Origin of the sequence: Flaviflexus ciconiae (assembly GCF_003971195.1) — a bacterium.
Classification (GTDB): domain Bacteria; phylum Actinomycetota; class Actinomycetes; order Actinomycetales; family Actinomycetaceae; genus Flaviflexus; species Flaviflexus ciconiae.
On record NZ_CP034593.1, the window covers coordinates 1,978,250 to 1,993,647 of the forward strand.

General features: G+C 58.7%; 15 protein-coding genes. 10 read left to right on the forward strand and 5 right to left on the reverse strand.

The window, feature by feature from the left end; translation table 11 throughout:
- The first annotated feature begins 590 nt into the window (after positions 1-590).
- The 4 genes from EJ997_RS08665 (at position 591) to EJ997_RS08680 (ending at position 2,812) form a co-directional block, all read left to right on the forward strand.
- Positions 591-1,001, forward strand: coding sequence for a hypothetical protein (locus tag EJ997_RS08665; protein WP_126704195.1), 411 nt, complete (start codon positions 591-593; stop codon positions 999-1,001).
- 9 nt (positions 1,002-1,010) lie between these two features.
- Positions 1,011-1,385: a hypothetical protein gene (locus EJ997_RS08670; RefSeq protein ID WP_126704196.1), complete on the forward strand. Its 375-nt coding sequence runs from the start codon at positions 1,011-1,013 to the stop codon at positions 1,383-1,385.
- Positions 1,386-1,651: 266 nt separating this feature from the next.
- Entirely contained in the window at positions 1,652-2,356 is a 705-nt protein-coding gene (locus EJ997_RS08675) for a hypothetical protein (protein WP_126704197.1), read from the forward strand.
- Between the two features lie 66 nt (positions 2,357-2,422).
- A complete protein-coding gene (locus tag EJ997_RS08680) occupies positions 2,423-2,812 on the forward strand; it encodes a hypothetical protein (protein WP_126704198.1) in 390 nt (129 codons plus the stop codon).
- Between the two features lie 166 nt (positions 2,813-2,978).
- Here the strand turns inward: EJ997_RS08680 and EJ997_RS08685 are convergent, their stop codons facing one another.
- Entirely contained in the window at positions 2,979-3,254 is a 276-nt protein-coding gene (locus tag EJ997_RS08685) for a DUF1540 domain-containing protein (protein ID WP_206501628.1), read from the reverse strand.
- Positions 3,255-3,681: 427 nt separating this feature from the next.
- Here EJ997_RS08685 and EJ997_RS08690 point away from each other — a divergent pair, with 427 nt between their 5' ends.
- The 4 genes from EJ997_RS08690 (at position 3,682) to betT (ending at position 10,129) form a co-directional block, all read left to right on the forward strand.
- Positions 3,682-4,248 carry a TetR/AcrR family transcriptional regulator gene (locus tag EJ997_RS08690; protein WP_126704199.1) on the forward strand — a complete coding sequence of 189 codons (567 nt, stop codon included), beginning with the start codon at positions 3,682-3,684 and terminating at the stop codon, positions 4,246-4,248.
- A 381-nt stretch (positions 4,249-4,629) separates the two neighbouring features.
- Complete coding sequence (locus tag EJ997_RS08695) at positions 4,630-6,120, forward strand: aldehyde dehydrogenase family protein (RefSeq protein WP_228201441.1); 1,491 nt, start codon at positions 4,630-4,632, stop codon at positions 6,118-6,120.
- 92 nt (positions 6,121-6,212) lie between these two features.
- Entirely contained in the window at positions 6,213-7,952 is a 1,740-nt protein-coding gene (gene betA, locus EJ997_RS08700; protein WP_126704201.1) for a choline dehydrogenase, read from the forward strand.
- A 134-nt stretch (positions 7,953-8,086) separates the two neighbouring features.
- Positions 8,087-10,129: a choline BCCT transporter BetT gene (gene betT, locus EJ997_RS08705; protein WP_228201631.1), complete on the forward strand. Its 2,043-nt coding sequence runs from the start codon at positions 8,087-8,089 to the stop codon at positions 10,127-10,129.
- Positions 10,130-10,232: 103 nt separating this feature from the next.
- On the opposite strand, the gene EJ997_RS08710 is transcribed toward betT, so the two are convergent.
- The 4 genes from EJ997_RS08710 to EJ997_RS08725 form a co-directional block, all read right to left on the reverse strand.
- Positions 10,233-10,559: a DMT family transporter gene (locus EJ997_RS08710; RefSeq protein ID WP_126704203.1), complete on the reverse strand. Its 327-nt coding sequence runs from the start codon at positions 10,557-10,559 to the stop codon at positions 10,233-10,235.
- Positions 10,556-11,050: a DMT family transporter gene (locus EJ997_RS13990; protein WP_126704204.1), complete on the reverse strand. Its 495-nt coding sequence runs from the start codon at positions 11,048-11,050 to the stop codon at positions 10,556-10,558. The genes EJ997_RS08710 and EJ997_RS13990 overlap by 4 nt, the downstream gene beginning before the upstream one ends.
- The gene (locus tag EJ997_RS08720) at positions 11,047-11,556 is read right to left on the reverse strand and encodes a TetR/AcrR family transcriptional regulator (protein WP_126704205.1); all 510 of its coding nucleotides are present in this window, start codon (positions 11,554-11,556) and stop codon (positions 11,047-11,049) included. The genes EJ997_RS13990 and EJ997_RS08720 overlap by 4 nt, the downstream gene beginning before the upstream one ends.
- A gap of 389 nt (positions 11,557-11,945) precedes the next feature.
- Complete coding sequence (locus tag EJ997_RS08725; protein ID WP_126704206.1) at positions 11,946-12,176, reverse strand: hypothetical protein; 231 nt, start codon at positions 12,174-12,176, stop codon at positions 11,946-11,948.
- A 670-nt stretch (positions 12,177-12,846) separates the two neighbouring features.
- Between EJ997_RS08725 and EJ997_RS08730 the strand changes: the two genes are divergently transcribed.
- Entirely contained in the window at positions 12,847-13,578 is a 732-nt protein-coding gene (locus EJ997_RS08730) for a biotin--[acetyl-CoA-carboxylase] ligase (protein ID WP_126704207.1), read from the forward strand.
- A gap of 11 nt (positions 13,579-13,589) precedes the next feature.
- Positions 13,590-15,368 carry an ATP-binding protein gene (locus EJ997_RS08735; RefSeq protein ID WP_126704208.1) on the forward strand — a complete coding sequence of 593 codons (1,779 nt, stop codon included), beginning with the start codon at positions 13,590-13,592 and terminating at the stop codon, positions 15,366-15,368.
- Positions 15,369-15,398: the final 30 nt, after the last annotated feature.

The window sequence follows — 15,398 nt, forward strand, 5'->3', positions numbered from 1 at the left end:
CCTCAGCCCCGTCGTTTCGCCCCGGTTGATGACGGTTTGCCCCGGGTCATGAGGGTCTCCCAGGCCAAAAGAGGACGACAGAAGCGAAAAGAGAAGAGGGGTAGCCAACCTACGAAAATTGATAAATCCACCCTCCGCAGGTCAGCAAGCATCGACCGTTCACGGTCGAGAATTACTAACCAGCAACGGTCGCGAAGAATCGACCGGTCACGGTCGGGCAATCCGACTTACGACAGTCGGGATAACCGGGCCGACTAGGGCCGGGCACTCATTGCTCGAAGATAAGCCAACACGGGTGAGTGTGACGGAACAACCGGGCCAGCAAGAAGATAGTGCGGCACAACGGTTTCAACGAGAGGCGAGACAGTGCGGCTGGAACAAAGTCCGAGGTCCGATCGCAGATCGAACGAGCCGGAGGGAGGGCGATAGAGCCCGCGCGCGGAGTCAGCGGCCGCGCCAACTCCCCACCAGGGTACCCCGCCCCACGCTTTTGATTGAGGTTTTCCGAGCAAAACGTAAAGACTGGAAATCATCAACTCTGAATATTGAACCGACAGAAGGCTCGGACAGCACCGGCCGGAAGGAGAGCCATGAAGGCAATGAGGTATCTGGCAGTGGCGGTAGCCGCGCTTGCTATTTCGGCCTGCTCAGACTCAGCTGATAGCACCGGCCCCTACACGGTCGAGGTCACGGCAATCCCAGCATCAACCCAACCACCGAGAGGACCCTCCGGCACTCACACCCTTCTTGGGGATGTGGCGGACGATGGCGAAGGACGCATCCGCACGCTCACGGACGACGAGCTCACTCAAGCCGAACAGTCAATCGACGCCCTTATTGAAAAGGCCGACGAGCCACTCTCCCTGTGCACGGGAACGGAAGCCATGAGCGTCGAAATTCGAAACGCCGAGAACGCCCTCCTGTACGACAAGGTCGTCGACCCCTGTAGCGAAGGAACCGAGTGGAGCACCGCAAACTCCCTCTATGACCTACTCGGATAGAAGAAACCCATGAATAAACACAAGCCCCGTAGATTCCGCGCAATACCAACCCTCCTTGCGGCGCTCACGATTGCGCTTGCGGGAGCATGCTCCGACGACACAACTGCGGCAGCCCCTCCCGAGGAAACAATCAGCACATCTTCTCCCGCAGAACCGACCGGTACAGAATCTCCCGAAGAGACATCGACGGAAACACACGCCCCATTGGCACCCGCTTCGAACAGCGGCCGGGACGCGGTCTCGATTGCCATGAACGACGCCAACGACAAGGTTGAGGTTGACATGCAGCCGGATCCAGTTGGCGCAGACAGGCCGCAGTCCCCCGCAGGAGACAACAGCCCAACCGAGCCCACACCGGACCCGGTTGAGGATCAAACCCCCTAACCGAGGCCTTCGCTTCGGAACCACCCCTCCCCCAACCCGGCCATGTAGCACGGGGCGTCCATTAGACCGGGACTTTGACCGCATTGACTTTGGTCGAATTATGTTAGGCTACCCTTACCTAATTCACGGAGGCTGATGTGACGGAGCTCGACCGCAAGCAGGAAACCGCACACACAGAGGTGTACGAGACCCGAGCGATGAATCTCGCGCTTCGTCTTTTAGACGGAATTGGCTCCGCCTCCGTACACGCTTATCACGATCAACCGATGCATCCAATGACGCTCGTTTCCCACGGTCGGACCACAACCGGGGAGTTTGTTGTGTCGACACTCGTTGACGAGAGCATGCCGGTCGGGGCCCAGCCCGCCGGTCAGCCTTTCCCGGTACGTGTCGAGATTGTCCGAGAGGCGCCCGCCCCACATCTCCGCCTCGTGTCCGGCTCAATCCACATGCTTGGCACCATGACGTGGCTCGACGAGATAGAAACCGGACACCTGACTGCAGAGGAAGCCATCCCCGAGCACGTCGCATTCCTTGCATCCGCTACCGGTGGTCGGCTCGGCTTTGTTAACTCGCGCCGCGCAGTCGTCAATAGCGATACAGGTATTACGGCATTCCAGATTGACGTTCTTGGCGAATCGGGAATCGTTCCATTCCCAGGCCGAAAGGACGACCTGGCCTGCTACGACACTGTCGAGTCTCTGAGCGAGGACAATCTGTCGATGATCTGCGAAGCGGCCAGAACCAAGCAGATCGACGGCGTCGTGCAGTTCCATCCCGAATTCGACAAGTCCTGCCCTCACCTTTACGACACTGCCGTATGCGTGGATGCTGATCCGCACGGCCTTTCCCTCATCCAGTTCCGCGAGAACGGTAGCTTCCAGGCTTTTGTCCCCTTCGACGTGCCCGTCTCCACCATCACCGAGCTCCGCGAGCAGCTCGACCTGCTCCTCATCAACTGCGACCAGTAAGGCTTACCAAGGCAGAGTTCGCCATCTCGTAACCGACAAGAACCCGGATTCAGCTCCGAAACAATCGTGTCGCGTGGCAACTCTGCAAGCCAGGTACGAGAAGCAGGCCGCGATCGTGAACTGCTTGGCTGGATCACGCCCAAAGGCGAAGGCCTCCAGGACCTCGACTTATTGAGCGGAACTGGCGGAGCGACCGGCTGGTTGAGCGCCAAGGAATACCGGGGGATCGCGGCCTCTCCTATCGACATTGAATCCTACGAGATCGAAGCAAATGTGCGGTTTCGAGTGCGCCTGCTCAGGGTCTCAACCGCGGGTATCGCCGTCAAAGAAGACGATTTCGGTGACGCTACCGCGCACCTTCCCGGGCACGTTCTGTCGTTCCCTGCCGGCGTCCGTCTCACCCCAATCGGTGAAGCACCGTGCGAGGTCCACAGTTCCATGAATCCACGCATCTAGAACCCCAGACCCACGTAGGCGCAGGTGGCAGAACTCAGCAAACTGACGGCTGGCCGCGGCTCAGCCACCAGACCTTCACCTGTAAATCTGGATCTTCAACCATTGTTGCCCCGTCCGAAGACGGGTCAACAATGATGAGACGGTGACGGATGAGTCGGGGTCAGCCTTAGCGAGCTTCGTAGGTCATGCAGTTGGCGTGGTCCGCGATATCAACCGCGGAAGCCGTGCACATAAGGTCGGTGTTGTGTACACATTCGAGGCGCTGGCAGGCACCTACCTTGCCGTCTGCGGCAGCGAGGTCGCCGCGAGCATCAATCGTCAGGGAGGTCGTACAGGAGGCAACGCCTTCGGCGCCGCCAATCGTCACCGCGAACGCGGTGCATCCATCGCTGTTGTAGGCACAAGTGGTTGTTGCGCAGGCCTTTACAGCTGTCCTTTCCATGATTTCGGTCCTCTCAGTCCGTGCCGCCGAAGCGGTGATTACACAATTGCGATACGTCGCTGAAAAGCAATTAACAACGAAGACGATCCTCACTTTTCTGCTTAATCGCGCGGTTTTGGCGCATTGAACAGGTTCGTATATAGGGGGTATTTACGCAACGCTGTTCAAGCCTCAAATTCTGTTGTTTAATTCATTCCAGATAACGGAGCACTGCCGACCCCATCACTGAGCTCTGCCAACCGGATGAGGGAGCGCTACCGACAGCGGCCCCACGCGCAGGTACCCGGCCAGCAAAATTCATCGCGTTCACTCGACCGGTCGGCACACATTGCACACCACCACCTGCAAGACCCCGCAGTCCAGCCACCAGGAAACAGGCATGCCACGAGCACATGACCGAAACATTAAGACCTGACAGTATGGGGACATGACCGGCAAGAGAGAAGCAAAGCGACGCGATAAGACGGAGCGCGTCCTTAACGCCGCCCAGGAGATTTTCTCCACCCAGGCTTTCGACGACGTGACAACTGCGCAGCTCGCCACCAGAGCAGGGCTGACAACCGGCACGTTCTTCCGGTACGCCACTTCAAAATCCGAGCTTCTCATCGACACATACTCAAACGTCCTCGAGCAGTGCCTCGCAGACAGCAGGGACTTACCTCTTTCCACTGCGAAGCGGAACCATATTCTCGCCCTTGTTGGCCCCATCATCACCGCTACCGAACGCCATTCTGGCAATGTGACCGCATTCCAGCGAGAGGTTCTCTTCGGAACGGGGCAGGGCCCTAACCGCGAGCGCGCCATCGAACTCGTGAAGGACATCGAGCGGGAACTGACGAGAATCGTGGGCGGGGACCGGCAACTTGCTCACGCACTCTACGCCACGTTGTACATGGCGATTGTGCGAGTGGCCGTCGGAACCCTGGCATCCGACCGACTGCTTGCCGACGTGTCAGCAAAGGTCGACTATCTGCTGGCGGATAGCGAAGAATAATCGTCAGCCGCAAAGCTGTGACCACCATTTTCACTATATTTGCGAGCATCGAGAACAGATTTACAGTTCCATTAGCTCAACATCAATTGGCACTAACTCACTTTCGCTGGCCGTTCACTCGCCAGCAGGATAATTGTTATTACTAGCGCATTCTTACTTGATTCATAACATTTAGCCAATGTGAGAAGTCTCTACTATCTCTTTCTTTCATTGAGTTGACGCAGGAAAGTCAGGGTAGCCCACTTGTGCATCTAGCATATTTGGACATATGTGCCGCTTCACCTGGCATATTAGCCATTGGCCCTATGTAGCAGTAATGTGAGACCCGCGCCACTTTTAATTGACCAATTTGGACGCTTGAACTGAGTTATGAGGAAGAACGTGGAAACACTGAATTTATTCATTAATGGAGAATTCGTCCCAGCAGTATCCGGAAAGACGCGCGAGATTGAATGTCCGGCAGACCGGGAGGTGCACACTCACGCTTCCGAGGCTGGCACCGAGGACGTGGCTAATGCAATTGCCTCGGCGCGCGCAGAGTTTGATAGCGGAGAGTGGCCCCGCAAGACCGTTGGCGAACGTGCAGATATCCTTCGCCGCATTGCGGACCGCCTGGTCGCTGACAAGGCGGAGATTGCCCGCCACGAGTCGCTCGACACCGGCAAGACCTTTGCCGAGTCGGAAGGCGACGTTGATGATGTCGTTTCCGTATTCCGTCACTATGCGAACATGGCGTCCGCTTCGGGTGGCCGCGTTGTGGAGACATCGAATCCCGGCATTTCTTCCCGGATCGTTCACGAGCCGGTGGGCGTGTGTGCGCTGATCGCGCCCTGGAATTACCCGCTGCTTCAGATCTCGTGGAAGGTTGCCCCGGCGCTTCTCATGGGCAACACGATCATCATGAAGCCTTCTGAGCTGACTCCCCGCACCACATACGACCTGACGAAGATCATGGTCGAAGAGGGCGTGAGCCCGAACGCAGTCCAGCTGATCCTGGGTGATGGCGGGGTTGTTGGTCCGGCTATGACCGAATCCGAGGACGTTGACATGGTTTCGTTCACCGGTGGCCTCGCCACCGGGTCGTCGATCATGGCCTCGTCCGCTGGCACCGTCAAGCGCGTCACCCTTGAGCTTGGTGGTAAGAACCCGAACGTTGTCTTTGCCGACGCCGACATGGAAGCCGCAATCGACAATGCGCTCACGGCGATCTTCCTTGATTCTGGCCAGGTGTGCTCCGCCGGTGCCCGTCTGGTTGTCGAGGAGTCAATCCACGACGAGGTTGTGGATGAACTGGTTCGTAGGGCGAAGAACATCCGGATGGGCGGCCCGTTCGATGAGAAGTCGGAGACCGGCCCCCTTATTTCCGCTCAGCACCGCGACAAGGTCCACACGTACGTCCAGCACGCGGTAGAGCAGGGCGCAAAGCTTCTGGTTGGCGGGGAGATCCCCGGAGGGGAACTCGCCAACGGCTACTACTACCCGCCCACCATCCTCGATGGTTGCGATAGGTCTATGGACTGCGTCCATGACGAATCCTTCGGCCCGGTTCTCACCGTGGAAACCTTCACCGGTGAGACGGATGAGGAGAAGGAGCGGAACGCTCTCGAGATTGCCAACGACACGGTTTACGGTCTCGCTGGCGCCGTGTGGACTTCCGATGTGTCGCGTGCGGAGCGGGTTGCTCGAGGACTCCGTCACGGAACCATCTGGATTAACGACTACCACCCCTACGTCGCTCAGGCCGAGTGGGGTGGAATGAAGCGTTCCGGCAATGGCCGGGAGCTCGGACTCATGGGATTGGACGAGTATGTGGAGGTGAAGCACATCTGGCACAACACACAGCCGCAGCCCGCTGGCTGGTTTGATGCCTAAAACCCAAACCATCCATTTCTTATACGCATTGATTAACTCTTATTGATTCTTGCTTGTACGCATATTGCTTGAACTGATGTTAGGAGCCACTCGTGGCGCACTATGATTACGTCATTGTCGGTGGCGGCTCGGCAGGTTCTGTCCTCGCCAACCGTCTTTCCGCCGACGAATCGACGAAGGTCCTTGTCCTCGAAGCCGGACGTAGCGACTGGAAGATGGATCCCCTGATCCACATGCCGGCCGCACTCATGTTCCCCTCCGGCAATCCCCTCTACGACTGGCGGTACGCCAGTGAGCCCGAGCCGCACATGTTTGGGCGCAGGATTTCCCACACGCGCGGCAAGGTCCTTGGCGGATCCTCGTCAATTAACGGAATGATTTTCCAGCGCGGCAACCCGCTCGACTACGAACGTTGGGCTGGCGACGAAGGCATGGAAGGTTGGGATTACGCCCACACCCTGCCCTACTTTAAGCGCATGGAAAACTGCCTGTCGGGTGCTGACGCCTGGCGCGGCGGCTCCGGTCCCCTCGTCCTCACCCGCGGCCCCGCCGATACTCCCCTGTTCGGTGCTTTCCTCGAGGCAACGCAACAGGCCGGGTACCCGCCGACGGACGACGTCAACGGCTACCGTCAGGAAGGCTTTGGCAAGTTCGACCGCAACGTCCACAAAACCCGCCGCCTTTCCGCGTCACGCGCCTACCTGCACCCGGTCATGTACCGCAAGAACCTCAGCGTTGAAACCAATGCGTTCGTGACAGAGCTGGTCACCCAGGGCACCCGGATCACGGGCGTGAAGTACCTGAAGTTCGGTAAGCAGAAGAAGCAGGTCACCGCGGGCGAGGTCATTCTCGCGGGCGGCGCCTTCAACTCGCCCCAACTGCTCCAGCTCACCGGAATCGGCGATCCCGAGAAGCTTGGCAAGGTCGGCGTGAACACGCTCGTTGACCTGCCGGGCGTTGGTTCGAACATGCAGGACCACCTCGAGGTTTACCTCCAGTACAAGTCGAAGGAACCCGTTGGCATTGGTGCCTGGCTTAACTACGGCCTCGCACCGATCATTGGCGCGGACTGGCTGTTCCGCCGCAAGGGCGTTGGCACCTCCAACCACTTCGAAGCGGGCGGCTTCATCCGTTCCAACGAGGACGTGGCATACCCGAACCAGATGTTCCACTTCCTGCCGATCGCAGTGCGTTACGACGGCCAAAAGTCAGAATCGAAGTACGGCTACCAGGTCCACATCGGCCCCATGTACTCCGACGTGCGCGGCACGCTCGACATCAAGTCGACCGACCCGTTCGAGCACCCGGCTCTTCGCTTCAACTACCTGTCAACCGAGAACGATCGTCGCGAATGGGTTGAAATGGTCCGTTCCGCACGCAACATTCTCAACCAGGAAGCGTTCGATCCGTTCAACGGTGGCGAGATGTCACCGGGCTTCGACACTCAGACCGATGACGAGATCCTTGACTGGGTACGTCGTGACGCCGAAACGGCCCTGCATCCCTCGTGCACGGCCAAGATGGGTAAGGACGACATGTCTGTCGTCGACCCGGACACGATGAAGGTGCACGGCACGGAGGGGCTGCGCGTAGTTGACGCTTCGGTCTTCCCCTACATCACGAACGGCAACATTTATGCGCCAACCATGATGGTGGCAGAGAAGGCATCGGACCTCATTGCAGGTAACCATGTTCTTGAGCCCCTGACTGACGTGCCTTACTACCAGGCGAAGAAGGGCATGCCCCTCTACCCCGAAGGCGATCCCCGCAATGATGGTTGGAACGCCCGGACCGATATTCCGTCGGCTGAGACCGCCACGGCAAGAAAGTAAGGCAAGGCAGTGTCAGACAATACGGAAAACACAGGTCACAACGATCTCCTGAACGAACCTATCCCGAAGACGGCCTCGAAGTAGGCGTTGTTGAAGAGGCTGTTGAGGAACGTCTCGCAAAGCAGCCCATCGAGATCAACTGGCCCGTCTTCATCGTCTCCGTCGTTACCCTCGTCGGGGTCTCGGCATGGACAATCTTTGGAACCGAATCCGCAACGAAAGTCCTCGGGAACGTCACCGGCTGGATCGGTCAGTGGTTTGGCTGGTTCTACATTCTGCTAGCAACCGTCGTCGTCGTCTTCGTCCTCTACGTAGCATTCTCGAGGCTCGGTAAGCTCCGGCTCGGACCTGAGAACTCGAGACCCGAGTTCTCGACCTTCTCATGGGTTTCCATGCTATTTGCGGCGGGTATCGGCACCGACCTCATGTTCTTCGCCGTGGCCGAACCGGTCACGCAGTACATGCAACCGCCCCAGACGCAGCCGGAGTCAATCCCGGCAGCCGAAGAAGCAACCGTGTGGACGATCTTCCACTACGGCCTCACCGGCTGGGCAATGTATGCACTCATGGGCATGGCACTGGGCTACATGGCTTACCGGCACAAGCGGCCCCTGGCAGCACGCAGCGCGCTCTACCCGATCTTCGGGGACCGCGTTAACGGCTGGCTCGGTAGCGTCGTCGACGCCGCCGCACTGCTGGGTTCGGTCTTCGGCCTCGCCACCACCCTCGGTATTGGCGTTGTCCAGATCAACGTCGGACTCGACATCCTCTTTGGTGTCGAGCAGGGCATCCCAGCCCAGGTCTCTCTCGTTGCCCTCGCGATCGTCGTCGCATCCATTTCTGCCACGACAGGTGTCGCCAAGGGTATTCGTATCCTGTCCCAGCTGAACGTTGGCCTCGCTGTAGCGCTCGCTGCGTGGGTTCTTTTCTGGGGACGCACGGACTACCTCCTGAACGCGCTTGTCATGAACGTTGGCGACCTTGTCGCCGGATTCCCCAGCATGACTGCGGACACGATGGCATTCAACGACGTGTCGGGCTGGATGAACGCATGGACGCTGTTCTTCTGGGCTTGGTGGGTTGCCTGGGCATCCTTCGTCGGCATGTTCCTCGCACGCATCTCCCGCGGCCGAACGCTTCGTCAGTTTGTCCTCGGAACCCTCACCTTCCCGCTCATGTACATCATCATGTGGATCTCCATCTTCGGTAACGCAGCACTCGACCGCGTTATCAACGGTGGCGAAGACGGAAACGGCGATACCGGGTTTGCGAACGCCACAATTGACTCCCCAGAGCTAGGGTTCTTTACTCTGATCCAGGATTATCCGGCCGCAACACTCGTCGTCGGCGTGGCAACAATCGTGGCGCTACTGTTCTATGTGACATCGGCAGACTCCGGTGCGCTCGTCATGGCGAACCTGACTTCCAAGCTTCCCACGCCACGCGTGGACGCGAAGGCATGGAACAGGATCGTATGGGCGGTTATTTCCGGTGTCCTCACGATCGGCATGCTACTTGTCGGCGGTGTTACCGCCCTCCAGTCAGCCACACTGATCATGGGCCTACCATTCGCGATCGTCATGCTGTTCGTCATGGCGGGACTCATGAAGGCATTGCGTCAGGACGTTCACCGGGCCGATTCTCTTGAACACTCGGAACGCAACGTCGTCGCTGGCGCCGGTGCGCACCGCTACTACTTGGAGAAGGGCCCGAACTGGCGGGACCGCCTCACCCACGCCTTCGGGCAGGTGTCCTCCAAGCAGGCCATCGAGTACCTCGACCGGGTTGCCGAACCAGCACTGCGAGCAGTGGCGGAAGAAATGTCGAAGAACGGTTCCGGAGTGAACGTCGAAGTGGTCCGAGGCGACCTCGATGTCGTCGACGACCTGCGGCAGGAAACCAAGGTCTACGACAGGCTCAAGATCACCGCGTTCGAAGGCGCCAACCAGTTCGTGTACCGAATCATCGCAGTCAACGCACCGACCCCTGTCTACGGCGGACGTATGCATGCAGCACGTGACCGGTCAGTGCGACTGGAAGTACACACAACCGCGGGTGGCACGACCTACGACGTCATGGGTTACTCCGGCAACGCGATTATTCACGACTACCTCAACCACTTCGACCGGCACCAGGAATATCTGCGTAACCAGGAAGAAACAAAGGCAGACCAGTAACAATCTGACCTGCACCACGAGGTGACGTTGATGGCCCGGAGAAATCCGGGCCATCAACACTTTCTACAGCAGTGGCAGATTGAACAGCTTGAAGCTACTCAGCTCAGTACGCGGATCCCACTTGGATAAGTAGGACTCCACCGACGATGAGGGCGATGCCGGCTCCCATGACCGGGGTCAGGGGCTCTTCAAAGAGGACCTTGCTAAGGATCGCGGTTAGAGCAACTCCTGCGGCGGCCCAAATGCCGTAGGCAAGACCAAGAGGTAGCCCCTGGGCGAGCGACACGGAAAGCATGCTGAAGGCAAAGACGTAGCTACCAGCAACCGCAACGAACCATGCCTTTGAGCCGGTTGTCGCCTTGCGAAGCGACATGGTGCCAGCAACCTCACCAACGATAGCGGTGACAAGGGCAGTGAATCCTAATGTCATCGCACGGCCTCCATTTCCTTACGGGACTTTCCGTTGCGGGACTCTTCCTTGCGAGCCTTTTTCTTGGGCATCTTTTTCTTGGGATTCTTGACTCTGACCTTCTTACGAGCAAGCTCCTCGTAGGTAACTAAATTCGGATCTAGTTCGAAGCTACCGACCACCTTCTTTTGGGCCGAGTGCGATCCGATCTCCACAATGAGCACGCCACCCATGACGAGAACAATGCCGAGTGCTATGACCGGGGTGATGGGTTCGTTGAAGATGAGATTCGACAGAATGGTCGTGAGGGCAACGCCGGTGGCGGACCAGATGCCGTAGCCAACCCCAAGATTCATACCTTTTCGGAGCGACATAAACAGTGCAGAGAATGAACCGGCATACCCCGCGACAACTATCAGATAGAACGCCGGGGCCTCGAGCGCCGCTTTCAGTGACAGCGACCCGCTTACTTCAAGGACGATTGCAGCGATAAGGAATAGCCATTTCTTCATACTTCATCTCCCTCCCAGATCAGTGAGTTAACAAGCTCGACCGTGGCAATGCGATCTGCTTCTTCCACGTGGAGAAGATCAAGACAACGATCAATCCAGGCACCGTCGGCTACCAGGCGTGCAGTCACGAGCCGCGGGTCCTGCATTTTCCCGAACCAGCCATCCATGCGTTCCGACCACCGATTGGAGAGCGTGTCGAAAAGCTTCGGATCAGCCAACAGTGCCAGGTCGGACGTATCCATGTCGCTAAGGAGCGTGTACTCCACGTAAGCGCGGAGCCGCTCCCTTGGACCAGCACCGTCACCCGCTCGGGCGTTCAGCTCACCCTCCCAGCGATCAAGGAGGTGATCGAGCACAGCAAGCATCAGCACCTCCTTCGAACCGAAGTGGTGGACCACGCCAGCCTTCGTCAGGTCGGCCTCGCTCGCCACCGAGTCCATGGTGAGCGAATCACCCCGGCGAAGCACCTCGCGCGCACAGTCAAGAATGTCCGTTTTCGTTGTCACGCGGTCAGCCTACCTTACGGTTGGTAGGTCCGTCACGTGAGTCCTCTCACCGCCATAATGAGGCGGACTTAACCTAGTAGCTATAAGGGTTTGAGACATTCCGACCCGCGGCTCCATCCATGGGAAACGGGGCGAAATTGCCGCTGCCAGTTCGGCTTATACCCAATGGCTTCGTGGTACCAGGCAGGGGAAACTTCAAAGTGGACCTGCACGATCTCATCCACACTAATTTCTTCAGATTCTTCGATCCAGCCGCGCACGACGCCCAGCTGAGAATTCGCAAATTGCGAGCTCAGAAGTCGCGCCTCGACATCGCGCGGAAATCCTTCAACGGGCGAGGGGAATTGAATATTGTCACCGCGGAATCGCATGAAGTCTTCGATTCCCGTTCATAAGTATTCAACGAGTTCCTCCGCGAGAACCGAGGGGGCCTGCGTGAAGGGCTGCCGATAGATATCTGCGTGTTGCCAAATATCTACCATCACCAATGAAACACGGGTGACGTAGAGGGGGAAGTTATCCATGCCTGGGACAAGCATGAGCTTGGCGCAGTCACCGCGCCGCCTCTCATGGAGTCTCCTGCACTCATCGGCAAGCAGGTCGGCAGGCGAGGTCGCCACGCGATAGAAAGTTGCCCTCGAAATCCCAGCGGCTTCACACGCTTCATTCGTCTTGACCGTCTCGACCGGAAGCGATCAGATTGTGGGGGCTCGTGCACGGCCTCGTCAGCCTGGAAATGAACGGCATCCTCACCTGCTCCCCCGAAGAGCGCGAGCACATCTATCTCAATGCGTCGATCGCATCCGCCCCGCAATCGGCAAGACTCGGGCCTGACAATTCTGCACCGCGGGCCTAGCAACAAAGACCCCAGCCCGGCACCACCGCAACCGCGGCAGCTTGATAGCTCCACGACCCCACCCCAGTACCTAGTACCGGGCGCTTCCCTATCTTCACGACTCAAACACTCGGCACCCAGATTTCCGCGTAGCGCCCCTTCTGCTATCTACACATTCGCTCCCCTCGGATTTCACACCCAGACAAGTGCTCCGCAACACGCCCACAGGGCTTGCTGTCACGCTTGACACACCCGAGATAACCGACCCTGCCCAGTCGATGAAAGTGGCGGAATACCAACAATTAACAGGCGCCCTACCGCCTTCCAGGAGTGAGATCTCACCCACATTACCGATCAGTAAGTTACGATTAGGTAGGTTTGTTCAAGCAAACTCGTTAGACTCCTAAAAATGAAGTGCGCTCCGTTTTGGCGCGCTGTTGATCTCAGGGAGTTGGATGCTTAGGACTGTGGAGTCGATTGACTCGACGAATGCTGAACTGGCACGCCAGTGGCGGGCCGGTGAAGTTCGGGACGGAGATGCTCTCCGCGCATTGCATCAGACCTCCGGCCGTGGCCGGATGGGACGCTCCTTTGTTGAATTGCCGAGTGAGGCTCTCCTCCTTTCTGTTATTAAGACCCTTCCCGACACTCCCCCTATTCGTGAGAATGCTGGCTGGCTGACTCTGGCAACCGGATTGGCTATGGCTGAAGCGGTTCGTCCACTCGCTCCCGAGCGCGTTGCTTTGAAGTGGCCGAACGACGTTCTTCTTGATGAGAAGAAACTTGGCGGGGTTCTGGGCGAGCTTCTTGACCCGGAAGAGAATGTTCTTCCGGTTGTTCTCGGATGTGGGATTAATACGACGGCGCAGGCGGAGCCTGCACCCGGTGCTACCTCGCTTGCGCTTGCGGGTCTGGACCCAAGCCCCGAGACCGTGAACGGAATTATTGATCGGTTCCTTGCGGAGCTGGATGCTCGCGTGGAGCACGTTGCAGCGGACCGGATTGAGCGTCTCCACGAGGAGCTCTCCGAGGTGTGCCTTACTCCCGGACGTCAGGTCCGGGTCACGACTGTTACCGGCGGTGTCACGGAGGGGCGGGCTGTCGAGATCGACAGGCAGGGCGCCCTGGTTGTGGATACCGAGGCCGGCATTGTTCGCGTCAGCGGATCTGACGCGAACCTTATCTAAGAAGGAAACGAATGCTATCGACAATTCTTGTCGCCAATCGTGGTGAAATCGCCGCCAGGATCATCCGCACGGTCCACGACATGGGTCTGCGTGCCGTTGCCGTCTACGCGGATCAAGACATCGACTCTCCTGCCATTGGGCTTGCCGACGAGGCTTACGCACTCGGCGGTGCAACGATATCCGAGACGTACCTGAACGGTGACCGGATCCTGGAGATCGCGAAGCAGGCCGGTGCCGATGCTATCCACCCTGGCTACGGTTTCCTGTCCGAGGTTCCCGAGTTCGCTGACGCCGTCGCAGAAGCCGGCATCGCCTGGATCGGTCCGAAGGGTTCGACAATCACGCAGCTGGGAGACAAGATCGGTGCACGCCGCACCGCTCACGCGGCAGGCGTTTCCCCCGTTCCCGGAACGAATGACCCCGTGAAGTCGGTAGAGGAGATCCGTTCCTTCGCTTCTGCTCACGGGTTTCCGATCGTTGCGAAGAGGAGCGATGGTGGCGGCGGCCGAGGCATCGTCGTCCTGCGCTCCGAAGCCGATGTCGACGAGTTTGAGGCCCGGTATGGCGGGAAGGGCGGCGACCTGGGTGCGTATTTCCTGGAGAAGTTCGTCGAGTCCGCTCGCCACGTGGAGACGCAGTGCATGGCGGACAGCCACGGCAACTTCGCCGTCGTATCGACCCGCGACTGTTCGGTGCAGCGCCGCAACCAGAAGCTCATCGAGGAAGCACCGTCGCCGTTTATGCCAACGGGCGCCGAGGAGACCATGCGAGCATGGTCCGAAAGCCTGTTCCGCCAGACCGACTACGTTGGCCTCGGTACCTGCGAGTTCCTTCTCGACTCCGATGGTTCCGTCTATTTCCTTGAGGTCAATCCCCGCCTTCAGGTTGAGCACACCGTTTCCGAAGAAGTAACCGGTCTTGACCTTGTTGCCGAACAGATCCGCATCGCTTCCGGCGAAGAACTTTCTCCCGTTCCCGAGGTGCGCGGCCACTCGATCGAGCTGCGTATTACCTCCGAGGATCCGGGTGCCGACCTGGTTCCGACCGCGGGCACCATTTCTGCACTCGAGTGGCCAACCGGTCACGGTATCCGCGTTGAGACCGGCGTCCGCATTGGCGACACCGTGTCACCCGACTTTGATTCAATGATCGCAAAGCTGATCGTCACGGGCCCGGACCGCCCCACCACCATTGCGCGCTGTCTCCGCGCCCTGAAGGAACTGACGATCGAGGGCATTGCCACTCCGAAGGACCTTCTTGCCTCCGTGCTGCGTCACGATGACTTCGCGAAGGACTTCACGGTTGGTACGCGGTGGATGGAGACGAAGTACCTGCCGAACGCAGACCTTCCCGCACCGTTTGCTGGCAATCAGCCCGGCGATAATGGCGATGCTCGACGCAGCTTTGTTGCCGAGATCGACGGCAAGCGTCATAGCATCTCGCTTCCCGCAGAGTTCTTCGCATTTTCCGGCAACGGGCACCCCGCTGCCCCGGCCCGGCCTCAGCAGCTCCGCCGTACCGGCGGACGTAGCGCTGCCGCAACAACCGGCGCTGCCGCTGTTGCCGCCGACGGTGTCCTGTCTGCCCCGATCCAGTCGATTGTTGTCCGCATCGCCGTTGAGGTGGGCCAGAAGGTCGAGAAAGGCGACGTTCTTCTTGTTCTTGAGTCGATGAAGATGGAGAAGTACGTTCACGCTCCCTCTGCCGGCACGGTCTCTGAGATTTACGTGTCTCAGGCCCAGAACATTCCTGCACACACACCACTCATCAAGTTGGAGGAGGATCAGTGAGCATCTCATCCCTGCGCGGAATCGTTTCGC